This window comes from Candidatus Sphingomonas colombiensis (genome assembly GCA_029202845.1).
Lineage (GTDB): Bacteria > Pseudomonadota > Alphaproteobacteria > Sphingomonadales > Sphingomonadaceae > Sphingomonas > Sphingomonas colombiensis.
In genome coordinates, this window is the sequence record CP119315.1 from 3,488,162 (window position 1) to 3,512,480 (window position 24,319).

General features: G+C 65.1%; 22 protein-coding genes. 3 read left to right on the forward strand and 19 right to left on the reverse strand.

What is annotated here, in order from left to right; genetic code table 11:
- Positions 1-4: 4 nt before the first annotated feature.
- Together P0Y64_17040 and P0Y64_17045 are read left to right on the forward strand one after the other, a co-directional pair.
- The gene (locus tag P0Y64_17040; protein ID WEK43023.1) at positions 5-1,288 is read left to right on the forward strand and encodes a citrate synthase; all 1,284 of its coding nucleotides are present in this window, start codon (positions 5-7) and stop codon (positions 1,286-1,288) included.
- Entirely contained in the window at positions 1,288-1,494 is a 207-nt protein-coding gene (locus P0Y64_17045) for a hypothetical protein (GenBank protein ID WEK43024.1), read from the forward strand. Before P0Y64_17040 ends, P0Y64_17045 begins: the two co-directional genes overlap by 1 nt.
- Here P0Y64_17045 and P0Y64_17050 read toward each other — a convergent pair.
- From P0Y64_17050 to P0Y64_17060, 3 genes are read right to left on the reverse strand one after another with little or no spacing between them, the layout of a single operon-like run.
- Complete coding sequence (locus tag P0Y64_17050) at positions 1,480-2,817, reverse strand: HAMP domain-containing sensor histidine kinase (GenBank protein WEK43025.1); 1,338 nt, start codon at positions 2,815-2,817, stop codon at positions 1,480-1,482. The two genes, P0Y64_17045 and P0Y64_17050, sit on opposite strands and share 15 nt — an antisense overlap.
- On the reverse strand, positions 2,814-3,869 hold the full coding sequence (locus tag P0Y64_17055; protein WEK43026.1) for a DUF2336 domain-containing protein: 1,056 nt from the start codon (positions 3,867-3,869) through the stop codon (positions 2,814-2,816). The genes P0Y64_17050 and P0Y64_17055 overlap by 4 nt, the downstream gene beginning before the upstream one ends.
- A 35-nt stretch (positions 3,870-3,904) precedes the next feature.
- Positions 3,905-5,137, reverse strand: coding sequence for a hypothetical protein (locus tag P0Y64_17060; protein WEK43027.1), 1,233 nt, complete (start codon positions 5,135-5,137; stop codon positions 3,905-3,907).
- Between the two features lie 154 nt (positions 5,138-5,291).
- Here P0Y64_17060 and P0Y64_17065 point away from each other — a divergent pair, with 154 nt between their 5' ends.
- Positions 5,292-7,589, forward strand: coding sequence for a hypothetical protein (locus P0Y64_17065; GenBank protein WEK43028.1), 2,298 nt, complete (start codon positions 5,292-5,294; stop codon positions 7,587-7,589).
- A gap of 91 nt (positions 7,590-7,680) precedes the next feature.
- Here P0Y64_17065 and P0Y64_17070 read toward each other — a convergent pair whose 3' ends face one another.
- The 16 genes from P0Y64_17070 to P0Y64_17145 all read right to left on the reverse strand — a co-directional run bounded on the left by P0Y64_17070 (position 7,681) and on the right by P0Y64_17145 (position 24,289).
- Positions 7,681-7,956, reverse strand: coding sequence for a DUF1467 family protein (locus tag P0Y64_17070; GenBank protein WEK43029.1), 276 nt, complete (start codon positions 7,954-7,956; stop codon positions 7,681-7,683).
- Positions 7,957-7,960: 4 nt separating this feature from the next.
- Complete coding sequence (locus tag P0Y64_17075) at positions 7,961-9,598, reverse strand: ribonuclease J (GenBank protein WEK43030.1); 1,638 nt, start codon at positions 9,596-9,598, stop codon at positions 7,961-7,963.
- 74 nt (positions 9,599-9,672) lie between these two features.
- Positions 9,673-10,455, reverse strand: coding sequence for a type III pantothenate kinase (locus P0Y64_17080; GenBank protein ID WEK43031.1), 783 nt, complete (start codon positions 10,453-10,455; stop codon positions 9,673-9,675).
- Positions 10,456-10,467: 12 nt separating this feature from the next.
- Positions 10,468-11,163: a biotin--[acetyl-CoA-carboxylase] ligase gene (locus P0Y64_17085; GenBank protein WEK45099.1), complete on the reverse strand. Its 696-nt coding sequence runs from the start codon at positions 11,161-11,163 to the stop codon at positions 10,468-10,470.
- A gap of 5 nt (positions 11,164-11,168) precedes the next feature.
- Positions 11,169-12,629 carry an NADH-quinone oxidoreductase subunit NuoN gene (gene nuoN, locus P0Y64_17090; GenBank protein WEK43032.1) on the reverse strand — a complete coding sequence of 487 codons (1,461 nt, stop codon included), beginning with the start codon at positions 12,627-12,629 and terminating at the stop codon, positions 11,169-11,171.
- Positions 12,629-14,170 carry an NADH-quinone oxidoreductase subunit M gene (locus P0Y64_17095; protein WEK43033.1) on the reverse strand — a complete coding sequence of 514 codons (1,542 nt, stop codon included), beginning with the start codon at positions 14,168-14,170 and terminating at the stop codon, positions 12,629-12,631. The genes nuoN and P0Y64_17095 overlap by 1 nt, the downstream gene beginning before the upstream one ends.
- Before the next feature lie 10 nt (positions 14,171-14,180).
- Complete coding sequence (nuoL, locus tag P0Y64_17100; GenBank protein WEK43034.1) at positions 14,181-16,235, reverse strand: NADH-quinone oxidoreductase subunit L; 2,055 nt, start codon at positions 16,233-16,235, stop codon at positions 14,181-14,183.
- A 3-nt stretch (positions 16,236-16,238) separates the two neighbouring features.
- A complete protein-coding gene (gene nuoK, locus P0Y64_17105) occupies positions 16,239-16,496 on the reverse strand; it encodes an NADH-quinone oxidoreductase subunit NuoK (GenBank protein WEK45100.1) in 258 nt (85 codons plus the stop codon).
- Positions 16,497-16,549: 53 nt separating this feature from the next.
- Positions 16,550-17,161 carry an NADH-quinone oxidoreductase subunit J gene (locus tag P0Y64_17110; protein WEK43035.1) on the reverse strand — a complete coding sequence of 204 codons (612 nt, stop codon included), beginning with the start codon at positions 17,159-17,161 and terminating at the stop codon, positions 16,550-16,552.
- Positions 17,162-17,209: 48 nt separating this feature from the next.
- Positions 17,210-17,695 carry an NADH-quinone oxidoreductase subunit NuoI gene (nuoI, locus tag P0Y64_17115; protein WEK43036.1) on the reverse strand — a complete coding sequence of 162 codons (486 nt, stop codon included), beginning with the start codon at positions 17,693-17,695 and terminating at the stop codon, positions 17,210-17,212.
- A 2-nt stretch (positions 17,696-17,697) separates the two neighbouring features.
- Entirely contained in the window at positions 17,698-18,747 is a 1,050-nt protein-coding gene (nuoH, locus tag P0Y64_17120) for an NADH-quinone oxidoreductase subunit NuoH (GenBank protein WEK43037.1), read from the reverse strand.
- Positions 18,744-20,744 (reverse strand): NADH-quinone oxidoreductase subunit NuoG, encoded by a 2,001-nt coding sequence (gene nuoG / locus P0Y64_17125; GenBank protein WEK43038.1) that lies wholly within the window; start codon positions 20,742-20,744, stop codon positions 18,744-18,746. Before nuoG ends, nuoH begins: the two co-directional genes overlap by 4 nt.
- Positions 20,744-22,063 carry an NADH-quinone oxidoreductase subunit NuoF gene (nuoF, locus tag P0Y64_17130; protein WEK43039.1) on the reverse strand — a complete coding sequence of 440 codons (1,320 nt, stop codon included), beginning with the start codon at positions 22,061-22,063 and terminating at the stop codon, positions 20,744-20,746. The genes nuoG and nuoF overlap by 1 nt, the downstream gene beginning before the upstream one ends.
- Positions 22,060-22,740, reverse strand: a complete 681-nt coding sequence (locus P0Y64_17135; GenBank protein WEK43040.1) for an NAD(P)H-dependent oxidoreductase subunit E — start codon at positions 22,738-22,740, stop codon at positions 22,060-22,062. Before P0Y64_17135 ends, nuoF begins: the two co-directional genes overlap by 4 nt.
- A complete protein-coding gene (locus P0Y64_17140; GenBank protein WEK43041.1) occupies positions 22,740-23,078 on the reverse strand; it encodes a nuclear transport factor 2 family protein in 339 nt (112 codons plus the stop codon). Before P0Y64_17140 ends, P0Y64_17135 begins: the two co-directional genes overlap by 1 nt.
- Positions 23,075-24,289, reverse strand: coding sequence for an NADH-quinone oxidoreductase subunit D (locus P0Y64_17145; protein WEK45101.1), 1,215 nt, complete (start codon positions 24,287-24,289; stop codon positions 23,075-23,077). Before P0Y64_17145 ends, P0Y64_17140 begins: the two co-directional genes overlap by 4 nt.
- Positions 24,290-24,319 lie beyond the last annotated feature (30 nt).

Consider the following 24,319-nt stretch of genomic DNA (forward strand, 5'->3'; position numbering starts at 1 on the left):
ACATATGACCGAGAATGCCCAGCTTTCCCTCGCTGGAAAGACTTCCGAATATCCCGTCCTGTCCGGCTCGGTCGGTCCGGACGTGATGGACATCCGCAAGCTTTACGGCGCGACGGGTGCGTTCACCTACGATCCCGGCTTCACCTCGACCGCGTCGTGCCGATCGGCGCTGACCTATATCGATGGTGATGAGGGCGTGCTCCTTCACCGTGGCTATGCGATCGGCGATCTCGCGGAAAATTCGAGCTTCATGGAGGTCGCCTACCTCATGCTCAACGGCGAACTGCCGAAGAGCGAGGAACTGACGAAGTTCGAGAGCACGATCACCCGCCACACGATGCTGCACGAGCAGCTGGCGACCTTCTATCGCGGTTTCCGTCGCGATGCGCACCCGATGGCCGTGATGTGCGGCGTGGTCGGCGCGCTTTCGGCCTTCTACCACGATTCGACCGATATCCACGATCCGCAGCAGCGGATGATCGCGTCGCACCGGCTGATCGCAAAGATGCCGACGATCGCGGCGATGGCGTATAAATACAGCGTCGGGCAGCCGTTCCTCTATCCGGACAACTCGCTGAGCTACACCGGCAATTTCCTGCGCATGACGTTCGGCGTGCCGGCCGAGCAATATGAGATCCACCCGGCGGTGGAAAAGGCGATGGACCGGATCTTCATCCTCCACGCCGATCACGAGCAGAACGCATCGACCTCCACCGTGCGTCTCGCCGGTTCGTCGGGCGCCAATCCGTTCGCGTGCATCGCGGCGGGCATCGCCTGCCTGTGGGGCCCGGCGCATGGCGGCGCGAACGAGGCAGCGCTCAACATGCTGCATGAGATCGGCACGCCGGATCGCATTCCGGAGTTCATCGCCCGCGCGAAGGACAAGAACGATCCGTTCCGCCTGATGGGCTTCGGCCACCGCGTCTATAAGAACTACGATCCCCGCGCGACCGTGATGCAGAAGACGGTGCGTGAGGTGTTCGAGGCGCTGAACGTCAGCGATCCCGTGTTCGAAACCGCGATGCGGCTCGAGGAAATCGCGCTGAGCGACGATTATTTCGTCGAGAAGAAGCTGTTCCCGAACGTCGATTTCTATTCCGGCGTGATCCTGTCGGCGATCGGCTTCCCGACATCGATGTTCACCGCGCTGTTCGCACTCGCCCGCACCGTCGGCTGGGTGGCGCAGTGGAACGAGATGATCACGGACCCCGATCAGAAGATCGGCCGCCCGCGCCAGCTCTACACCGGCCCGACCCAGCGGCCGTACGTGCCGGCGGCGAAGCGCTGATGCATATCGCACGCCCGGCGCTGACAGTGCTGGGCGTGCTTCTCTTCCTGATCGGCGTGTTGTGGATCGGTCAGGGGCTTGGTTACATCCACTGGCCGGAATCGAGTTTCATGCTCGATCAGCGCCCATGGGCGGATCGCGGCGCGATCGTTTCGATACTCGGATTGTGCCTTGTGCTCGCGGCGCGGCGATTAGGCCGCCGGTAGCGTCAGCACGAAGCGCGCGCCCTCGCCCGCCGCGCTGTCAACCGTTATATCCCCGCCCATCGCGCGGGCGAGCCGGCGCGAGATATAAAGACCCAGCCCGCTACCGCCGGGCTCACGCGGATCGACGCGGGCGAACTTCGCGAAGATGCGCGCCTGATCCTCCGGCGCGATCCCGTTGCCCTGATCGGCGACGATCGCCACCACCTGCGCGCCATCACGCTGGACGCGCAGCCACACAGCGCCGCCGCGCGGGGAATAGCGCAGCGCATTGCCGATCAGATTGACCAAAATCTGCAGGATGCGGCGGAACTCGCCGATCCCGGCGAGCGGCTCATCCGCGCCGCCAATGTCGATCGTCACCCCGGCATCCGCTGCCCGCACCGCGAACAACCCCGCCGCGCGACGCAGCACATCGGCGAGATCGACCGTCTCGAACTCGATGCGGAAATCGTCGCGCTCGATCGCTTCGAGATCGGCGAGATCGTCGACCAGCCCCATCAGGTGGCGGCCCGCGCTGGCGATATCCGCTGCATAATCAACGTAATGCGGGTCGATCGGGCCGTCGGTCGCGGCGTTGATGCTATCGGCATTGGCGATGATCCGGCCGAGCGGGCCGCGCAGGATGCCGTCGAGCCGGGTGTTGAACGCCTCCACCGGCGCCGGCCCGGCGTCTTCAACCTTTTTCACGGGCAGGAATACCCCGCCGACAAAGCCGGCGAACACACCCATTGCGTTGCGCCGCGCGGTGCCCGCGAGCGTCACGCGTTCCGCCGAGCCGCGAATCGTCGCCGCTTGGCCGTCGAAATCGCGCTGCGCCGCCATGGCCTCCAGCAGCGTCATCCCGCCACCGGCATCGGGCAGCAGCGTGAACAATTCGGTCAGCGGCTTGCCGATCAGCGCGGACGGATCGAGGCCATGTGCCGTGCCCGCGTCGACCGGCAGATGCGCGATGCGCAGCGCCGCGTCGATTTCCCACACCCAATCCGCCCCGGCAGGCGGCGGGGCGAGTTGCGTCGCGGCCACCGCGCTGCGCCACGCGGGGCGCTCTCGCATCGGCGCCACCGAAAGCGTGACGCCATCGGCGGTCGGCACCGCGCGCACCCAGCATTCCAGATCGACGTCCGCATCCGCGATCACCACCGTCCGCTGGACGAGGATGCGCAACCGCCGCGCCAGCCGCACCACCGTCGCGAGTTGCGGCACGGCAAGCAATTCGCCCACCGCGCCGCCCGCGCGATCGTTGAGCATCGTGAAATCCGCATCGGCCGATACCAGCCGGTCCGCGTGATCCAATCGCGCGGTCAGCGCCATGCCTTCGCTCATGCCCGGCGCGATCGTTCGAGCGCGCGGATCGCGCGACGGAAATCGGCGTGGAGCGAAAGCGGCGCGAGCGCCTCACGCGCGGCGGCCACCGGGATCGCCGCGATCGTATCGAGCAGATCGGCGAACGCTTCGATATCGCGGCGCGGATCGGCATCGGCCAGCAGCAGCGCCACCCGCGCCAGCGCGTCACGCGCGAATCCATGCGCACGCAGCACCAGCCACAACCGATCGCCATCGGGATCGAGCAGCAGCGTGCGCGCCTCTCGCAGATCGATCCGCTGGATATAGGCGATCAATGCGGCGGCAAGCTCAGCGCGGCCATCGCCCAGCGCCTCGATCAGCAACGCGGGAAGCTCATCAGCCCGCGCGTCGATCGCAGCGGCAAGCCTAAGCGCGATCGGATCGAGCCGCGCGCCCTCATCATGCGCATCGATACTGCGCACGGCCGCGTCGACCAGCGCCTGATCGGCGTTGCCCGGACGAACCTCACGCAGCGCGGCGGCGATCCACCACACGACACGGCGATGCAGATCGGGCGGCAAGCCGACACTGGTGTCGCGCCGCCCATCCGCCAGAATATAGTCGCGCGCGGCCGCCGCGGTTACGGCATCATCGCCCTGCGCGAGCCGCGGCAGCAACATCGCGGGCGTACCCGGCTCCCGATTCGCGACAAGCGCCCGCCCGAGCAGCGCCAGCCGGATCTGCCCGATCAGCTCCGCCATCAGATCCGGATCGCGCAACAATCCCGCATCGACCAGCCGCCGCAGCGTTTCCGCCGGATCGGCGGACACGATCCCGCCGGCCCCGCGCGTCAGCAGGCGGGTGGCATGGGCGGCGAGCTCGCGCTCTATGCCTTCAAGCATCGCGCCGATCGCGCTGTGGAGCGCGGCGCGGGTGCGATCGTCCAGCCGATCGTGCGCCGCCAGAAAAAAGTCGTCGATCGCGGCATTCAGCCGCCGTTCCGCGCGCGCGTCTGCCCGCGCCGCACGCGCGAAAATCGGCGCGGCGTCTGGAGCGATCGCGTGCAAGGGGTCGTCCTGATCGACCGGCATGAGAATCGGATTAGGGCAATGTCGTTAAGAGGGCACTAAGCCTGACGACGAAGTAACTCTATCGCAGCGCCTAAAGTCGCGAAGGCATAAATCGCCGCCAGCACCAGCCCGGCCATCGGCACCCGCACCAATGTCAGCACCGCGAGCACCAGCAGATAAGCGGGCGGCGTCGCCCACCAGGCGGCCCGCGGCACCGCGCTCGCAGCGCGCTCGCCGAGCGTACCGGCCGCAATCATCACGATCGCGACGATCAGCGCCGAATCGGTCGCGGCGAATGAATCGATCGAATAGCCGAGCAGCACCCCCGCCAGCGCCGGCACCGCGAGGATCGCCCAGTTCAGCGCCTGCGCGAGCCGCACTTCATCCCGCAGCCATGCGACGCGCTCCCCCATCACCGCCGCGATCATCCCGGCAAGCGCGGCGAGCAAACCGATCGCATGATAACCGGCAGCGACCATCCCCAGCCCGACGAGCACCGCCACGCCCGCCCCCGCCGCAACCGCTACGGTGGATGCAGCGCGTCGCACCAGCGGCGGCAGGACGATGCCGGCGATCGGCCGCACCACCCAGCGATCGAACCATGACGGCCGCGTCGCAAGCGTGGCCATCACCACCGCACGGCTGCGCTCCTCCAGCGCGGCGCCGCGCCGTTCGACGCCATGGCCCGCACCGGCCTGGCCAACCGGCATCATGATATGGCGCGCGCCGGCCTGCGCGGTGACGTGGAGCAGCGCCGATTGCACATCATAATCGCTCGGCAGCGCGGCCACTTCGCCCAGCCGTCGCGCATCAAGCCGCGCGATGCCGGCCCAGGCGAGGCCGCCGCCAAGTCGCTCATAATCCGCCAGCGCGCTGCCCGCATCCACCACCAGCAGGGCATCGCCCCCCTCGTGCGCGAAAGCGGTGATCGCGGTGTCGGAGGTGATAAGGCCATCCGCCAGCATCACGATCTGCGCCAGTGGATGCAGCCGCGCGCTCGCCTCCGCCGCGCTGCGCACGGTATCGACGCTCATCCCGCGCCGCCCGATCCGTGCGATCGCACCGAGCAATTCAGGCGTCAGACGCGAGACGACTATCACGAGCTGCGATGCCCCTGCCCCCGCCAGCAACCGCGCCTGATATTCGATCAGCGTGACGCCGGCGAACGGCAGCGTGGCCGCCAGGGTTCCCGGACGGTCATCGGCATCTTGAACGGCGAACAGCAATCCCGCGAGCATCCCCGCGCTGTTAGCGACCAACGCGGCGATGGCAAACGATGCGTGGCGCAAGCGCACGAATCATTGCCCTAAACATCGCACCGGCAGCGGGGCGACAAAGCCGGGTGGGCAGCGCGATGCGGCGAAGCGAGCCAGGCACGGCGCGCTAATCGCTTTGTCGGCGGGCGATTCGTGGTAAACCCCTCCGATGAGCGGGGGAACAACGATGATCGGGCTGCGCGAGGCCGTCAATACGCCATCCAACCCGGTGGCAGCGAACGAGGAACAGCCCCTGTTCCTCGATGAGTTCGAGGTTACGGAGCTAGGCCCGCTGGCCAGTAGCGGATTGGTGGAGGATGAACTTCCTCCCTCGATGTGGCGTACGATCGGGCCGGTGCTGCTTGGCGTGTTTTCGCTCGCCTGGGTCGGCACGCTGGTCGCGCTCGCGTGGAACAGCTTGCCAGAGATGACGCCGGTCGCGATCGCGCAATTCGTCGCCGCGCTGGTTACCGTGCCGCTGCTGGCGGGGGTCGTGTGGCTGATCGCGCTGCGCACCAGCACGGCAGAGGCACGGCGCTTCGGTGCGACGGCGCGCGCGATGCGTGCCGAAGCCGCGATGCTCGAACAGACCGTCGCAGCGCTGACCGCCGCGATTCAGGCCAATCGCGCGCAACTCAACGAGCAGGCGCAGGCGCTCTCCGCGCTCGGCGACGCGACCACCGCGCGCCTTGCCGCGATCGGCAGCGGGCTATCCGAGGAAGTGGCAGTGGCGAACAGCCATGCCCGCTCGCTCTCCGACACCGCTCAGGCGGCGCAGGACAATCTCAATATCCTGATGTCGGGCGTGCCGCGCGCAGCGGAGGAAATCGCCAACCTCGTCATCCATATCGACCGGGCCGGGCTCGCCGCGGGCGAGCAAGCCGCCGCGCTGGATGTGCAGGTCAGCGCGCTCGCCGATCGCGGGCGCGAGGCCGAAACGGTGGCCGGGGGCGCCGCGCAGAAGCTCGCCGCGCATATCGCGCGGATGGAATCGACCAGCGAAAATGCCGGCACGCGGCTCGAATCGGTCACCGCCGAAATGTCCTCTGCGATCGACACGATGCTGGATCGCACCGCGAACGCGATCGATGAATCGCGCAAGAGCATCGCCGCGCAGGGCGATGCGATGCTGGCGATGGTCGGCGCCAATCAGGCCGCACTCGATACGGCCGCGCGGGAGAGCGCGGAATCGCTCGCCGATCGCATCAGCCTGATCGAGGTGGTGATCGATCGCGTCGCGGCGCGGCTCGATGCACAGCGCGGTGCCGGTGACATGCTGCTCACCTCGCTCGACGGTGGGATCGCCGATGTGGAGCGCAAGCTGGAGGCACTGCACCAGCAGGGCGTGGAGCGATCGCATCTGCTCGCCGCCTCGATCAGCGCGCTCGGCGGCTCGGCCGACGCCATGACCGAGGCGCTGCGCGCCGGCGACGACATGGCGAACCGCGCCATCGGCACCACCGAATCGCTGTTGGCCGCGCTCGACGCCGCGTCGCGCGAAATGGATGAGACGATGCCCGCCGCGGTCGACCGGCTGGACAGCCGCTTCGCCGCGTCCAAGGCGGCGGTTACCGCGACCAAGCCCGAACTGCTCGCGCTCGTCACCGCGGCGGAGAGCACGCATGACGCGATCGAGGCGATCGCGCAGGTCATCGCCAATCAGCGCCGCAACGTCGATGCGCTGACCAGCACTCTGCTCGAATCGCTCACCAGCGGCCGCGCCAAGGCGGATGCGATCGGCCAGATGGTCGACGAAGCCTCCGAACGCGCCAACCGGCTGGCCGAGGAAGCCGCGCCGCGTCTGCTGGAATCGCTGCTGCGCGTTCGCGACACCGCGACGCAGGCGGCGGAACATGCCCGCGACACGCTCGCCAAGGTTATCCCCGAAGCCGCCGAGGCGCTGGAAAAATCGGGCGTCATCGCGTTGCGGCAAGCAGTCGACAAAGGCTTCGACAAGACGATCGCCGAACTCGCGACCGTGGCCGAAAACGCCATCGCCGCCACCTCGCGCGCCGCTGCCGAGCTGGATCTGCAGATCCGCAAGATCGACGAACAAGCGGCGCTGGTCGAAACCAAGATCGAACTTGCCCATAGCGAGCGCGAGGAGCATGAGCGCGAGAGCTTCGCCAAGCGCGCGTCGCTGCTGATCGAGGCGCTCAACTCCGCATCGATCGACATCACCCGCACCTTCGCGCCGGATATCGCCGACAGCGCCTGGTCCGCCTATCTGAAGGGCGATCGCGGCGTGTTCACGCGGCGCGCGGTGCGGCTGCTCGATTCGAACGAACAGCGCGATATCGCGCGGCTATATGACGACGATCTCGCCTTCCGCGAGCAGGTCAATCGCTACATCCACGATTTCGAGGCGATGCTGCGCACCATCCTGACACAGCGTGACGGATCGCCGCTTGGCGTTACGCTGCTCTCATCCGACATGGGCAAGCTCTACGTCGCGCTGGCGCAGGCGATCGAGCGGTTGCGCTGAGCCCCGGCATCTCGCGACGCGGGATCGGGGCGGCGCTTGTCTGGCGCGGAGGCGTGGCCCCCTTTTCCCGCGCCCTTATTCCAACGCGCGCTTACAGGCCGTTGGCGATATCCAGAACATCGAGCATGTCGGTGGTGACCCAGCCGAACTGGTAATTGGCGAGGAACAGCAGAAACAGCACTGTCGCGACGATGGTCACGCGAAACGCGGTGCGCCCGACGCGGAAATCATGCGGAGCGCTCTCCGCCTGCCCCGGCACCCGCTCCACCCTCGCCTCATCGGCGGTGCGGACGCCGAACGGCAACACCAGAAACACCGAAAATGCCCAGAACAGGACATAGATCGCCAGCATCGACGTCCAGCGCATCGCCTCAGACCTCCACGATCAGCACATCGACGATCGGCTTCTTGCCCGTCCAGCGCGTCGCGACACGGCGCACCGCGAGCCGCACATCCTCGCGCAGCCGTGCGGCATTGCCGCTGGAGCTACGCACCGCCTCGGCGGCGGCCTCCTCAGCCTCGGCAACGAACGGATCGCGCTCTTCCTCGACCGGCACGCCCTGCAAACGCACCTGCGGCGCACCGGCAAGCCGCCCCTCACGCGTCACCGCGACCGCGACCGACATCTGGCCGTTGATACCAAGCTTACGGCGCTCGTTGATCGTCACGCCATCCGCCGGCAGGATCACATCGCCGTCGAGCACCAGCCGCCCGACCGGAACGTGGCCGAGCTTTTCCGGCGCGCCGGGCGCCAGCCGCACCAGATCGCCATCGGTCTGCACCAGCGCGCGAGGCACGCCCTGCGACAGACCGAAACGGGCATGTTCCATCAGATGCCGCATCTCGCCGTGCACCGGCACCAGCAGGCTCGGGCGAACCCAGTCATACATCGCCGCCAGCTCGGGGCGGCCGGGATGGCCGGAGACGTGGACGTGCGCCTGCTTCTCGGTCACCATTTCCACCCCGCGCCCGGCGAGGATATTCTGGATACGGCCGATCGCGACTTCGTTGCCGGGGATCTGCTTCGACGAGAAGATCACCGTGTCACCGGCATCGAGCGAGATCGGATGCGATCCCTCGGCCACGCGCGAAAGCGCGGCGCGCGCCTCACCCTGCCCGCCCGTCGCGACGATCAGCACGCTGTTGCGCGGCAGCCGCATCGCCGTATCGGGATCGATCGTTTCGGGAAAATCGCGCAGATAGCCGCATGATTTGGCGACACGGATGATCCGATCGAGCGAGCGCCCGGTGACGCAAAGCTTCCGCCCGGTCTCCTTCGCCACCCGGCCCAGCGTGGCCAGACGCGCGGCATTCGAGGCGAAGCTCGTCACCAGCACGCGCCCGCGCGCCTTTGCGACCGCCTCAGCCAGCCCGCGCTGCACAGAGCTTTCGGAGCCGGAAGCCTCCGCATTGAAAACATTGGTCGAATCGCACACCAGCACATCGATCCCGGCATCGCCGATGTCGCGCAATTCCTGCTCGGTCGCGGGCTTGCCGATCACCGGGCTCGGATCGAGCTTCCAATCGCCGGTATGGAAAACGCGGGCATGGGGCGTGCTGATCTCCAGCGCGCTCGCTTCGGGGATCGAATGCGCCAGCGGCACGAAACGAATGTCGAACGGCCCGACCGCGAACCGCTCGCGCGGCTGGATCACGCGCAGATCGACCCGATCGGCGATCCGCTCCTCCTCCAGCTTGCCGTGGATCAGCCCGGCGGTGAACGGCGTCGCATACAGCGGCACGCCCAAATCCTGCGCCAGATAGGGAAGCGCGCCGATATGATCCTCATGCCCGTGGGTCAGAACGATCCCGGCCAGTTCCTCGCGGCGCTCCTCGATGAACGAAAGGTCCGGCAGCACGAGATCGATGCCGGGATAGCTGTGGTCGGCGAACGTCACGCCCATATCCACCATCAGCCATTTGCCCTGGGTGCCATATAGGTTGACGTTCATGCCGATTTCGCCCGATCCGCCGAGCGCGCAAAAGAGAAGTTCGTTACGGGGAGTCATTGTAATCCTAACTGGGCGCCCCGGTCGCATTGCGCTTCATCGGAGCGGACGCCCCATGTAATCGGGGCGAGTTCTTAATTGGTATGGGCGCGTTCCCACATGATCGCCAGCCCCTGAATGGTCAGATCCGGCTCGATCACGTCGAACACGTTGGTGTGTTGCTCGAACAAGGTGGCGAGGCCGCCGGTCGCCACGACCTTCACCGGCCGCCCGACTTCCGCCTTCATCCGCGCGACGAGGCCCTCGATCATCGAGATATAGCCCCAATAGATGCCGATGTTCATCTGATCGACGGTGTTGCGGCCAATCACGCCAAGATCTGCGCGCGGCGCCTCGATCGCGATGCGCGGCAGCTTGGCCGCGGCGTTGAACAGGGCATCGAGCGACAGATTGATGCCGGGCGCGATGATCCCGCCCTTATAGGCGCCGGTATAATCCGAGTGATCGAAGGTGGTGGCGGTGCCGAAATCGATCACGATCAGGTCGCCATCATGCAGCTCATGCGCCGCGATGGTATTCACCGCGCGATCGGCACCCAGCGATTGCGGCTCGTCAACATCTATCGCGATACCCCAATCGACCGGGGGACGACCGGCGATCAACGCGTCCTGCCCGAAATATTTGCTCGCCAGCACCTGAAGATTGTGAAGCGCGCGCGGCACGACGGTCGAGATGATCACCGCGTCGATCATCGCGCGGTCAAAGCCCTCCAGGATCAGCAGCTGATTGAGCCACACCGCATATTCGTCGGCCGTCCGGCGCGGATCGGTGGCGATGCGCCAGCGCGCCTTGATCGTGCGCTCGTCAAGCAACGCGAAGACGATGTTGGTGTTTCCGGCATCGATCGCCAGCAGCATCCTCTTTCCCCTTCAGACCAGAAACACGTCGCCCGCGTGGATGACACGGGTCGAGCCGTCCGCCAAGCGCAGCACCAATGCACCGTCCTGCGCCATTGTTTCGAAGTTACCATCGAGCGCGGTGCCATCTGCGAGGCGCGCGGTGAGCGGCGTCCCGACGGGATGCGCGCGCTCGATCCAGCGCGCGACGATCGGCGACAGGCCCTGCCCGCGCCAGATGCCGATCCATGCCGCCAGCATCTCGGCCAGCCGATCGAGCAGCGCGGCCGGCGTGATCGCGGCCCCCTGTTCCGCAATGCTGGTGGCGCGCCGGTCGGCGAGATCGGGATGATGGGCGACGTTCACGCCGATGCCGATCACGACATTGTCACCAACCCGCTCCAGCAGAATGCCGGAGAGCTTGGCCCCTGAGACGAGCAGGTCGTTCGGCCATTTCAGCATCGTCCCACGCGGAACGAGCCGCGCGACGACCTCCTCCAGCGCGACCGCCGCGACCAGCGCCAGCGATGCGGCGGACGGATCGCCCGGACGCAGCCGCACGAGCGTGCTCGCGTAGAGATTGCCCTCCGGCGAAGCCCAGGGCCGCCCCTGCCTACCGCGCCCGGCAAGCTGCCGTTCGGCGCGAAGCCACAGGCCATCCTCCGCACCGCCAGCGGCGAGCTCGAGGAGATCGGCGTTGGTCGACCCCGTCTCCGCGACGGTGATGATACGCGTCAGAACAGCGCCTTCGCCGCTGCCATGGTCCAGCCGCCGAGCAGCGGGATGGCGAGATAGCCGAGCGGCGAAACCATCGCGGCGGTGATCACGATCAACCCGCCTTCCAGCTTGTCGCCGGGGCCATATGCCGCCGCCGGTTCGTCGAAGTACATCGTCTTGACCACGCGCAGGTAATAATAAGCGCTGATCACGCTCATCGCGATACCCACCACCGCCAGCGGGAACAGCCCCGCCTGAACCGCGGCATAGAATACCGCGAACTTGGCGTAGAAGCCGAACAGCGGCGGGATGCCGGCGAGGCTGAACATGAAGATCGCCAGCGCGAATGCCAGCCCGGGGCGCGTCTTCGACAGGCCGGAGAGCGATGCGACCGTCTCGATCGGCTCGCCTTCGGGCGTGCGCATCTGAAGCACGACGAGGAACGAGCCGAGCGTCATCGCGATATAGATCGCCATATAGGTCAGCACGGCGGAGACGCCCTCGGGCGTGCCGGCGGCAAGACCGATCAGCGCGAAGCCGACGTTGTTGATCGACGAATAGGCCAGCAGCCGCTTGATGTTGCGCTGACCGATCGCCGCGACCGCGCCGAGCAGGATCGAGGCGAGTGCCGCGAAGATGACGATCTGGCGCCACTGATCCTCGGCCGGCCCCATCGCATCAACCGCGACACGAACCGAGAGCGCCATCGCCGCCACCTTCGGGGCGGAGGCGAAGAACGCCGTCACCGGCGTGGGCGCACCTTCGTACACGTCCGGCGTCCACATGTGGAACGGGACGGCCGAAATCTTGAACGCGAGACCGGCGAAGACGAACACCAGCCCGAACATCAGCCCCAGCGACTTGCCGCTGCCGCTGAGCGGCGCCGCGGCATAAGCACCGGCGATCTGATCGAACGTGGTCGAGCCCGTGAAGCCATATACGAGGCTGATGCCATAGAGCAGGATGCCGCTCGCCAGCGCGCCGAGCACGAAATACTTCAGCCCCGCCTCCGCCGAACGCGCGTCGCGCCGCATGAAGCTCGCCAGCACATAAGCGGCAAGGCTCTGCAACTCGAGACCGACATAGAGCGTCAGCATATCGGAGGCCGACACCATGATCCCCATGCCGACCGCGGAGAGCAGGATCAGCACCGGATATTCCGGGCGCAGGTCTTCACCCGCAGTGCGCTGGAAGAAGCCCGGCGCGAGCAGGATCGAAATCGCGGCAGCGAGATAAATCAGGGCCTTGGCGAAACCGGCGAACGCGTCGGCACGATACAGGCCGTCGAACGCGCTTCCGCCGGACGAGGCGGGCCCGACGAGCGCGACGCACGCGCCGGCGAGCACCGCCACGGCGGTCCACGAAATGGCGCGGGTCGCGTGCGGGCCGGTCCAGGCGGCGACCATCATCAGCGCGAGCGCGCCCAACGACAGCACCACCTCCGGCAGCGTCATCGCAAGCTGAGCGGCGTAATCCATCAGTGCGCCTCCCCATGCGCGGCAGTTTCGGCATGAGCGGCCGGGATCACCCCGGTCCCCTTGGTCGGCAACGAGTCACCAGCGGGCTTGGCACGGTCGATCCGTGCCAGCAGCGCCTGCGTATCCTTGCGCATCGGCGCGAGGAAGCTTTCCGGATAAACGCCCATCCACAATACGACGGCGGCGATCGGGGCAAGCAGCCACAATTCACGCTTTGACAGATCGGGCATCGCGCGAACGTCTTCCGACTTGATCTCGCCGAACACGACCCGGCGATAGAGATACAGCATATAGGCCGCGCCCAGAATGATGCCGGTGGTGCAAAGCAAGGTGATCGTGGTCGACACCTGATAAGCGCCCATCAGGCTCAGCAATTCGCCGACGAAGTTGCTCGTCCCCGGCAGACCGATCGAGGCCATGGTGAACAGCAGGAACAGCACCGCATAGCGCGGCATGTTCTGCGCCAATCCACCGTAGCGCGAAATCTCTCGGGTGTGCAGGCGATCATAGATCACGCCCACGCACAGGAAGAGCGCACCCGATACCAGGCCGTGGCCCAGCATCACCATCATCGCGCCTTCGATACCCTGCGCATTGAATGCGAACAGCCCGATGGTGACGATCGCCATGTGCGCGACCGACGAATAAGCGATCAGCTTCTTCATGTCGGACTGCACCAGCGCGACGAGGCTGGTGTAGATCACCGCGACTGCGGACAGCCCGAAGATCAGCCAGACAAACTGCGCGGACGCTTCCGGGAACATCGGCAGCGAGAAACGCAGGAAGCCGTATCCGCCGAGCTTCAGCAGCACGCCAGCCAGGATCACAGACCCTGCGGTCGGCGCCTGAACGTGCGCGTCGGGCAACCAGGTGTGGACCGGCCACATCGGCATCTTCACCGCGAACGAGGCGAAGAAGGCCAACCATAGCCATGTCTGCACGTGCGCCGGGAAGTCATAAGCCATCAGCGCCGGGATCGAGGTCGTGCCCGCCGTGATGCTCATGTAAAGCATCGCGATGAACATCACGACCGAGCCGAGCAGCGTGTACAGGAAGAACTTGTACGACGCGTAGATCCGGTTCGCCCCGCCCCAGATGCCGATGATCAGATACATCGGGATCAGGCCGGCTTCGAAGAAGATGTAGAACAGGAACAGATCCTGTGCCGCGAACGTGCCGATCATCAGCACCTCCGTGAACAGGAACAGGCTCATATATTCCGGGACGCGCTTCTCGATCGCCTCCCACGAGGCGCCGATGCAGATCGGCATCAGGAATACCGACAGCTCGATCAGCAGCAGCGCGAAGCCGTCGATGCCGAGCGACCAGCCGAACCGGCCGAAGATCGGCGCATGCTCGACGAATTGCCACTGTGCCCCGCCGATGTCGAAGCTGAGCCACAGCACGACGCCGAGCGCGAGATTGACCAGCGTCGCCGCGAGCGCGAGCCAGCGCGCTTGCGAAGCCGAAAGGAAGAGGCAGGCGGCCGCGGCAAGCGCGGGCACCAGCAACATGACGGAGAGGATTGGAAAGCCGTTCATCTGCCCCACCTCAACCCGCGATGACCCAGGTGACCGCGGCGGTGAGCCCGATCAGCATGACGAACGCATAAGTGTAAACATACCCCGTCTGGATGCGTGACGCGACACGACTGCCGAGCTGCACCACCCAGGCCGATCCATTCGGCCCGAAGCGGTCGATCGTCCCCTCGTCACCCTTGTGCCACAGGAAGCGGCCGATGGCGAAGGAGGGGCGAACGAACAGCAGGTCGTACAATTCGTCGAAATACCATTTGTTGTACACGAAATCGTACAGCACCTCGAACGTCGCGGTGAAGCGCGCCGGAATGTCGGTACGCACGATGTAAGCGATCCAGGCGGTCGTGAAACCGAGCAGCATCACCACGGTCGCGGCGAGCTTCACCCAGATCGGCACCTCGTGCATCGCGTGCATCAGATGCTCGTTGAACGCGATCGAGCCACGCCAGAACGTCTCGCCGGCGGTCGGCTCGATGAACCAGCCATGGAACACGAAGCCGGCGGCAACCGCGCCGATCGACAGTGCGATCAGCGGGATCAGCATGTTGAGCGGGCTTTCATGCGGGTGATAGCCCGCCGTTCCCGTCGCCATCTGATGAACGCCGATGTCGTGTGCATGCGTAACGGGCGCAGCATGTTCATCGGCCGGATTGTCATGATGGCCGTGCCCATCGTGAACTGCGTGCTGGATATGCTCCGACGCGGCCCAGCGCGGCTTGCCCCAGAAGGTGAGGAACATCAGGCGCCACGAGTAGAAGCTGGTCAGCAGCGCGGCGAAGATACCGGTCCAGAATGCGCCCGGCTGCCCGGCCGCCCATGCTGCCTCGAGGATGCCATCCTTCGAGTGATAGCCCGCGAAGCCGCCGACACCATAGATGCCAACACCCGTGATCGCCAGCGTGCCCAGCAACATCGCCCAGAAGGTGACCGGGATATGCTTACGCAGGCCGCCATAATAGCGCATGTCCTGCTCATGGTGCATCGCATGGATCACCGAGCCGGCCCCCAGGAACAGCAGCGCCTTGAAGAAGGCGTGCGTGAACAGGTGGAACATCGCCGCGCCATAAGCGCCGACGCCGGCGGCGAAGAACATATAGCCGAGCTGCGAACAGGTCGAATAAGCGATGACGCGCTTGATGTCCGTCTGCGTCGTGCCGATAGTCGCGGCGAAGATGCAGGTCGCGGCGCCGACGGCGGTGACGACATGCAGCGCGGTCTGCGACGTTTCGAACATCGGCGACAGGCGACACACCATGAACACGCCGGCCGTGACCATCGTCGCGGCGTGGATCAGCGCGCTGACCGGCGTCGGGCCTTCCATCGCGTCCGGCAACCAGGTGTGCAGGCCGAGCTGGGCAGACTTGCCCATCGCGCCGACGAACAACAGCAGGCAGAGCACGGTCATCGTGTCAAAGCGATAGCCGAGGAAACCGATCGTGGAGCCGGCCATGCCGGGCGCCGCGTGCAGAATCTCCGGGATCGAGACGGTGTTGAACACCAGATAGGTGCCGAAAATACCGAGCATGAAGCCAAGATCGCCGACGCGGTTGACGACGAACGCCTTGATCGCGGCGGCATTGGCGCTCGGCTTCTTGAACCAGAAGCCGATCAGCAGATAGCTCGCGAGGCCGACGCCTTCCCAGCCGAAGAACATCTGGATCAGATTGTCCGCCGTCACGAGCATCAGCATCGCGAAGGTGAACAGCGAGAGATAGGCGAAGAAGCGCGGCTGATCCGGATCTTCCGCCATATAGCCCCAGCTATACAGATGGACGAGCGCGGAGACGCTGGTGATCACCACCAGCATCACGGCAGTCAGCGCATCGACGCGCAGCGCCCAGCTCGCGTCAAACGAGCCGGAGGTGAGGAAGTGCAGCACCGGCGTGACGCTCTCGCTCAGGCTGCCCGTCATGAAACCGATGAATACCGGCCACGACAAAGCGCATGAGATGAACAGCGCGCCAGTCGTCAGCGACTTGGCGACGGTGTTGCCGAGCGCACGATTGCCCAGCCCGGCGATCGCCGCAGCGAGCAGCGGCAGGAAAACGATGAAAAGGATCGAGGTCACGCTTTATCCCTTCATCCGGCTGGGATCATCGACCGAGATCGACCCACGGCCACGGAAGAAGATAACGAGGATGGCAAGGCCGATCGCGGCCTCGCCGGCGGCGACGGTCAGCACGAACATGGCGAACACCTGGCCCACCAGATCGTTGAGCGCCGCGGAAAATGCCACGAGGTTGATGTTCACCGCGAGCAGGATCAGTTCGATCGCCATCAGAATGACGATGATGTTCTTGCGGTTGAGGAAGATCCCCAGCACGCCCATCGTGAACAGGATCGCCGCCACGACGAGATAGTGGATCAGGCCGATTGAGCCGCTCACAGCTGCACCCCCTGGCCCACTTCGGGCCGCATGTTACGTGTCGCCTCTTCAGGCCGCCGCGCGACCTGGCGTGCGATATTCTGCGCCCGGACGCCCTTGCGCTCGCGGTGGGTGAGCACGATCGCGCCGATCATCGCCACCAGCAGCACTAGGCCGGCGCCCTCGAACACGAACAGATAGCGCGTGTAAAGCAGGTTGCCGATCGCCTGAATGTTCGGAATCGCGTGATCGACCGGCGCCGCGCGCCGCGCGAGATCAATCCCGCCCGCGCTCCACGCACCGACGCCGATCAGCATCTCGCACACCAGCGCTACAGCCAGCACCAGCCCGATCGCCGCATAGCGCACGAAGCCCGCCCGCATCTCCGCGAAATCGATGTCCAGCATCATCACCACGAAGAGGAACAACACCGCGACCGCGCCGACATAAACGATGACGAGCAGCATCGCGATGAACTCCGCGCCCACCAGCACCATCAGCCCCGCCGCGTTGAAGAACGCGAGGATCAGCCACAGTACCGAATGGACCGGGTTACGCGACGAGATCGTCATCGCGCCCGAAAGCAGCACGACGATCGCGAAAAGATAGAAGGCGAACGCCTGTATCACCGGCCGTTCTCCGCCAGAATCATGAGAGCCCCTGAATTCACTGCGCGCCTACCGATATGCCGCATCGGCGGCAAGGTTGGCCGCGATCGCGCGTTCCCACCGGTCACCGTTATCGAGCAGCTTTGCCTTGTCGTAGATCAGTTCTTCGCGCGTCTCGGTGGCGAATTCGTAATTCGGCCCCTCGACGATCGCGTCGACCGGGCATGCCTCCTGGCAAAGCCCGCAATAGATGCACTTCGTCATATCGATGTCGTAGCGCGTGGTGCGGCGGCTGCCGTCGTCACGCGGCTCGGCCTCGATCGTGATCGCCTGCGCCGGACAGATCGCCTCGCACAGCTTGCACGCGATGCAGCGCTCTTCCCCGTTGGGATAGCGGCGCAGCGCATGTTCGCCGCGGAAGCGCGGACTGATCGGGTTGCGTTCGAACGGATAGTTGATCGTCGCCTTGGGCTTGAAGAAATACTTCAAGGTCAAGGCGTGCGCCTTCACGAACTCCCAGAGAGTGAAAGCCTTGATCGTCGATGCGATACCCATCGTCAGAACCCTACCCGCATCCACATGAGGACGCCGGAAACGAGGAACACAAACAGCAGCGAAACCGGCAGAAACACCTTCCAGCCCAGCCGCATCAACTGGTCATAGCGATAGCGCGGGACTGTCGCTTTTACCCAACTGAACATGAAGAAGAAAACGAGGATCTTGATGAACAGCCAGATGATCCCCGGCACCGCATAAAGCGGCGCCCAGTCGAACGGCGGCAGATAGCCGCCCCAGAACAGGGTGGCGTTCAGCGTGCACATCAGGATCACGTTGGCATATTCGCCGAGCCAGTAGAGCGCGAAGCTCATCGACGAATATTCCGTCTGATAACCCGCGACCAGCTCGCTTTCCGCCTCGGTCAGATCGAACGGCGCACGCTGCGTCTCGGCCAGTGACGAGATGAAGAACATCACCGCCATCGGGAACAGCAGCGGATTGAGGAAGAAGCCGTTGATCGGCGTTCCCAGCACCCCGCGCTGCGCCTCGACGATGCCCGTAAGGTTGAACGTCCCCGCCCACATCACGATCGAAATCAGGATGAACCCAATCGCGACTTCGTAACTGACCATCTGCGCCGCCGCGCGGATCGCCGAGAAGAACGGATATTTGGAGTTCGACGACCAGCCCGCGAGGATGATGCCGTAAACGCCGAGCGACGATGCCGCGAGCACGTAAAGCAAGCCGACATTGATGTCGGACAGCACGACGCCAAGCTGGAAGGGCACCACCGCCCACACGATCAGCGCCACCGTGAAGGTGATGATCGGCGCGAGGATGAAGAGCCCGCGATTGGCCGCCGACGGGATGATCGTTTCCTGAAGGAAGACTTTCAGCCCGTCCGCGAACGACTGGAGCAGGCCAAAGGGCCCGACCACGTTCGGCCCGCGCCGCAGCGCCATCGCCGCCCAGATCTTGCGGTCGGCATAGATGATCATCGCCACCGCCAGCATCAGCGGCAGTGCGATGACCAGAATGCCCACCAGCGTGGCGACGAACCACGCCCAGTCATAGGGCAGGCCGACGGTATTTTGGAAAAACTCGGTCACTCCGCCGCCTCCGCGAAGGTCTCACCGTGGATCAGTTCCGCCGAGCAGCGCTGCATCGTGGGCGATGCGCGGCAGATCGCGTTGGTGAGATAGAAATCCTTGATCGGATAGCCCGCCATCGCGCCCTCCGCCGTCGCAGCGAGCGCCGGCGGGTTCCACGCGAAGGTGACGAGCCCGGTGTTCGCCAGATCGGGGCAGTCCACGGCCATCGCGGCGCGCAGTTCCTCGATCGTGTCGAACGGCAGCGTCTTGCCGAGCTTTTCGGACAAAGCGCGCAGGATCGTCCAGTCATCGCGTGCGTCACCCGGTGCGAACACCGCGCGCTCGCCACGCTGGACGCGGCCTTCGAGGTTGACCCAGGTGCCCGACTTCTCGGCATAGCTCGCGCCCGGCAACACGACATCCGCGTGATGCGCGCCATTGTCGCCATGGTGGCCGATATAGACCTTGAAGCCGGCGAACTTCGCGAAATCGCATTCGTCCGCACCGAGAAAGAATGCGAGCTTCGCATCGTAAAGCACCGAGATACCGGCCTTTTGCGCGTAGCCGAGCATCAGCCCGCCCATCCGGCTCGCCGCCATGTGAACGACATTGAAGCCGTTCCAGCCGTCCTTCACGAGGCCCAGCGGCTCGACCAGCGCCAGCGCGGCACCGTGCGCGCCCTTCAGCGCACCGCCACCGACGATCACCATCGGCCGCTCGGCCTTGGCGAACGCCTCGGTCACCGCTTCCGGCAGCTTGGCGAGCACGGAAAGATCTTCGCCCAGTCGCTCGACCTTATAGGTGAGATCGGTTTCCGGGCCGACCGCGAATACCTTCGCGCCCTTCTTGATCGCCTTGCGCACGCGCGTGTTAACGAGGCTCGCTTCCCAGCGCAGATCGGTGCCGACCAGCAGGATCGCGTCCGCCGTCTCGACGCCAGCGATCGTGCTGTTGAAATTCACCGCGGCGAGGCTGGACGTGTCATAATCCATGCCCGTCTGCCGCCCTTCGAGCAGCGACGAGCCGAACGACTTCGCCAACGCCTTGGCCGCGAACATCGTTTCGCAATCAACCAGATCGCCCGCGACGACGGCAACGCTGTCGCCCGCGTTCTTCGCCACGTCCGCGATCGCGGCAAAGGCTTCGTCCCACGTCGCTTCGACCAGCTTGCCGTCACGGCGCACGAATGGACGATCGAGCCGGCGACGGACGAGGCCATCAACCGCGTGGCGCGTCTTGTCGGTCGCCCACTCCTCGTTCACGTCTTCGTTGATGCGCGGCACGCAGCGCAGCACCTGACGCCCACGGCTGTCGAGGCGGATGTTGGTGCCGACCGCGTCCATCACGTCGATGGTCAGCGTCTTCTGCAACTCCCACGGGCGCGCCTCGAACGCATAAGGCTTCGAGGTCAGCGCGCCGACCGGGCAGAGATCGACCACATTGCCCGAAAGCTCGCTGGTGACCGCTTCCTCCAGATAGGAGGTGATCTGCATGTTCTCGCCGCGATAGAGCGCGCCGATTTCCTCGACGCCCGCCACTTCCTCGGCAAAGCGGATGCAACGCGTGCACTGGATGCAGCGCGTCATCACCGTCTTGACGATCGGCCCCATGTACTTCTCGGTCACCGCGCGCTTGTTTTCCTCGAAGCGCGAGGTGCCGCGGCCATAAGCGATCGACTGATCCTGCAGATCGCACTCGCCCCCCTGATCGCAGATCGGGCAATCGAGCGGGTGGTTGATCAACAGGAATTCCATCACGCCCTCGCGGGCGTTCTTCACCATCGGGGTGTTGGTGAAGATTTCCTGATTTTCCGCCGCCGGCAGCGCGCAGCTTGCCTGCGGCTTGGGCGGTCCCGGCTTCACCTCGACCAGACACATGCGGCAATTGCCGGCGATCGAGAGCCGTTCGTGATAGCAGAAGCGCGGGATCTCCTTGCCGGCAAGCTCGCACGCCTGCAGCACGGTGGCGCCCTGTGGCACCTCGATCTCAACGCCGTCGACTTTGACCTTAGGCATTATTCGGCAGCTTCCTGCATGGGGACGGCATCGCCGCCCTTACGCTCGTTGATGCGACGTTCCAGCTCGGGGCGGAAGTGGCGGATCAGGCCCTGGATCGGCCACGCGGCGGCATCGCCGAGCGCGCAGATCGTGTGGCCTTCCACCTGCTTCGTCACCTGCTGGAGCATATCGATTTCGCCAATGTCGGCATCGCCGGTGCGCAGGCGCTCCATCACCCGCCACATCCAGCCGGTGCCTTCACGGCACGGCGTGCACTGGCCGCAGCTCTCATGCTTGTAGAAGTATGAAATGCGGCTGATCGCCCGAACGATATCGGTGGACTTGTCCATGACGATGATCGCCGCGGTGCCAAGGCCGGAACCGACCGCCTTCAGACCGTCGAAATCCATCGGACAATCGATGATGTCCTTCGCCGGCACCAGCGGCACCGAGGAGCCGCCCGGGATCACCGCGAGCAGATTGTCCCACCCGCCGCGAATGCCGCCGCAATGCTTTTCGATCAGCTCGCGGAACGAGATCGACATGGCCTCCTCGACCACGCACGGACGCTCGACATGGCCGGAGATCTGGAAAAGCTTGGTGCCCCGGTTGTTCTCGTTACCGAAGCTCGCGAACCACGCCGGGCCGCGCCGCAGGATCGTCGGCGCGACCGCGATCGATTCGACGTTGTTGACCGTCGTCGGGCAGCCATAGAGCCCCGCCCCCGCCGGGAACGGCGGCTTCAGGCGCGGCTGGCCCTTCTTGCCCTCAAGGCTTTCCAGCATCGCGGTTTCTTCGCCGCAGATATAGGCGCCGGCGCCACGATGGACGAACACGTCGAAATCATAGCCCGAGCCGCAGGCGTTCTTGCCGATCAGCCCGGCGTCATAAGCCTCGGCCACGGCGGCGAACAGCACCTCCGCCTCGCGGATATATTCGCCGCGAATGTAGATATATGCCGCCCGCGCGCGCATCGCGAAGCCCGCGACCAGCGCACCTTCGATCAGCTTGTGCGGATCGTGGCGGATGATCTCGCGGTCCTTGCACGAGCCCGGTTCGGACTCGTCGGCGTTGATGACCAGGAAGCTCGGCCGGTCAGCGCGCGGCTCCTTGGGCATGAACGACCATTTCATGCCGGTCGGGAAGCCCGCACCGCCGCGCCCGCGCAGACCGGACGCCTTCATCTCGTCGATGATCTTGTCCTGCCCGAGATCGAGCAACGCCTTGGTATTGTCCCAATCGCCACGCGCCCGCGCGGCATCGAGATGCCACGACTGATAGCCGTAGAGATTGGTGAAGATGCGATCCTTGTCGGTCAGCGAGGTGATTGCGCTCATGCCGCGTCCCCCCATTCGGGCCGATAATCGTGGTTTTCCTTCACCATCGCAGCCAGCGAGGTCGGCTCGCCGACCGGCTCGACGGTGTGGCGCCCCGGCTCCTGCGTGCCCGCCTTGGGCTGCTCGCCGCGCTCCAGCGCCTCGAGGATCGCGATCGTGCGATCGTAATCGAGATCCTCGAAATTATCGTCGTTGATCTGCACCATCGGGGCCGAAGCGCAATTGCCGAGGCATTCCACCTCGGTCAGCGTGAACACGCCGTCAGGCGTGGTCTTGCCCTTGATGAGCCCCTTGTTGCGGCATGCCGCGAGCACATCGTCCGATCCGCGCAACATGCACGGCGTCGTGCCGCACACCTGCACGTGATAGCGGCCGACCGGCGCGAGGTTGAACATCGTGTAGAAGCTCGCGACCTCAAGCACGCGCATATAAGGCACGCCGATTTCGCGCGCGACGAACTCGATCACCGGGATCGGCAGCCACCCTTGCGTGTTCGTTTCCGCGCCGACCTGACGCTGCGCGAGATCGAGCAGCGGGATCGAGCCGGATTGCTCTCGCCCCTTCGGATAGCGCGCGAGAACCTCGTCGCGCTTCTTCTGGTTTTCCTCGGTCCAGGCGAACGCACCCCAGCGCGCGCGGACCTCTGCCTCATCGGGGATTTCCGGTGCGTCGGCCATCAGCGCACGAACTCCACACGCGACACCTTGTCGCCTTCAAACGTATAGATCGTCATCACCTCAAACGGCTCCGCCTCAGCCGAGCGGCTGACACTTTCGTGCAGCGCGACATATTCGCCCAGCGCATAAGCGGAGAGGATGTCGGCGCGATTCTGCGGGAATTGCGAGAACATCGCCTTCAGCCCGGACCGCACGCCCTCGCGACCATCGCGCACCACATCGCCGCGATAACCCGCCTCGCAGGCGTCGTCGGTCATCAGCGCGACATAACCGTCCGCATCCTGCGCATTGTAGCGCGCGATCAGTTCGCGCGCGATCGCTACCCGATCGACGCTCACCGATCACACTCCCCGAACACGATGTCCATCGCGCCCAGAATGGCGGTTGTGTCCGCGAGCATATGGCCCTTGCTCATCATGTCCATCGCCTGAAGATGGCTGAACGCGGTCGGCCGGATCTTGCAGCGATAGGGCTTATTCGAACCGTCGGCGACCAGATACACGCCGAATTCACCCTTCGGGCTCTCGGTCGCGACGTAAACCTCGCCGGCGGGCACGTGATAGCCCTCCGAATAGAGTTTGAAGTGGTGGATGAGCGCTTCCATCGAGCTTTTCATCTCGCCACGCTTCGGCGGCACCACCTTGCGATCGAGCGACGCGGTCGGGCCGTCGGGCATCTCGTTCAGGCACTGACGCATGATGCGGGCCGACTGACGCACTTCCTCGACGCGGACCATGAAGCGATCATAGCAATCGCCGCGCGTGCCGACCGGCACCTCGAAATCCATCTTGGCATAGGCATCGTAAGGCTGCGACTTGCGCAGATCCCACGGAATGCCCGAACCACGGATCATGGGGCCGGAGAAGCCCCATTTGATCGCATCCTCACGGCTCACCACCGCGATATCGACGTTGCGCTGCTTGAAGATGCGATTGTCAGCGACGAGGCTGATCGCATCCTCGAACAGGCGCGGCAGACGCGTGTCGAGCCAGTCGCCAATGTCGGTCAACAGCTTCAGCGGCACATCCTGATGGACGCCACCGGGCCGGAAATAGTTGGAGTGCATCCGCGCACCGGACGCACGCTCGAAAAAGTTGAGGCAATCCTCGCGAATCTCGAACAGCCACAGGTTCGGCGTCATCGCGCCAACGTCCATGACGTGGCTGCCGAGGTTGAGCATATGGTTCGAGATACGGGTCAGCTCGGCGAAGAACGTGCGCAGATATTGCGCGCGCGCCGGCACCTCCAGATCGAGCAGCTTCTCAATCGCCAGCACGAAGCTGTGCTCCATGCCGAGCGGCGAGCAATAATCCAGCCGGTCGAAATAGGGCAGCGCCTGTGCGTAGGTCTTGTATTCGATCAGCTTTTCGGTGCCGCGATGGAGCAGCCCGACGTGCGGATCGACACGCTCCACGATCTCACCGTCCAGCTCCATCACGAGACGGAGCACGCCGTGCGCCGCCGGATGCTGCGGGCCGAAATTGATCGTGTAATTCTGGATCGCGACATCGCCCTCGGACGGATGCGCGGCATCCGTTTCGTGGAGCATCTTCTCGATCGCGGGATCGGTCAGGGTATC

Excerpts from the sequence above, each read along its gene's own strand:
- nuoG (WEK43038.1), bottom strand. The coding sequence starts at position 20,744 with ATGCCTAAGGTCAAAGTCGACGGCGTTGAGATCGAGGTGCCACAGGGC.
- nuoK (WEK45100.1), bottom strand. The coding sequence starts at position 16,496 with ATGGGCGTGCTGGGGATCTTCCTCAACCGCAAGAACATCATCGTCATT.
- P0Y64_17095 (WEK43033.1), bottom strand. The coding sequence starts at position 14,170 with ATGAACGGCTTTCCAATCCTCTCCGTCATGTTGCTGGTGCCCGCGCTT.
- P0Y64_17135 (WEK43040.1), bottom strand. The coding sequence starts at position 22,740 with ATGGCCGACGCACCGGAAATCCCCGATGAGGCAGAGGTCCGCGCGCGC.
- nuoN (WEK43032.1), bottom strand. The coding sequence starts at position 12,629 with ATGGATTACGCCGCTCAGCTTGCGATGACGCTGCCGGAGGTGGTGCTG.
- P0Y64_17065 (WEK43028.1), top strand. The coding sequence starts at position 5,292 with ATGATCGGGCTGCGCGAGGCCGTCAATACGCCATCCAACCCGGTGGCA.
- P0Y64_17045 (WEK43024.1), top strand. The coding sequence starts at position 1,288 with ATGCATATCGCACGCCCGGCGCTGACAGTGCTGGGCGTGCTTCTCTTC.
- P0Y64_17070 (WEK43029.1), bottom strand. The coding sequence starts at position 7,956 with ATGCGCTGGACGTCGATGCTGGCGATCTATGTCCTGTTCTGGGCATTT.
- nuoF (WEK43039.1), bottom strand. The coding sequence starts at position 22,063 with ATGAGCGCAATCACCTCGCTGACCGACAAGGATCGCATCTTCACCAAT.
- P0Y64_17075 (WEK43030.1), bottom strand. The coding sequence starts at position 9,598 with ATGACTCCCCGTAACGAACTTCTCTTTTGCGCGCTCGGCGGATCGGGC.
- nuoI (WEK43036.1), bottom strand. The coding sequence starts at position 17,695 with ATGGGTATCGCATCGACGATCAAGGCTTTCACTCTCTGGGAGTTCGTG.
- P0Y64_17040 (WEK43023.1), top strand. The coding sequence starts at position 5 with ATGACCGAGAATGCCCAGCTTTCCCTCGCTGGAAAGACTTCCGAATAT.
- P0Y64_17055 (WEK43026.1), bottom strand. The coding sequence starts at position 3,869 with ATGCCGGTCGATCAGGACGACCCCTTGCACGCGATCGCTCCAGACGCC.
- P0Y64_17080 (WEK43031.1), bottom strand. The coding sequence starts at position 10,455 with ATGCTGCTGGCGATCGATGCCGGAAACACCAACATCGTCTTCGCGTTG.
- P0Y64_17145 (WEK45101.1), bottom strand. The coding sequence starts at position 24,289 with ATGCTCCACGAAACGGATGCCGCGCATCCGTCCGAGGGCGATGTCGCG.
- P0Y64_17050 (WEK43025.1), bottom strand. The coding sequence starts at position 2,817 with ATGAGCGAAGGCATGGCGCTGACCGCGCGATTGGATCACGCGGACCGG.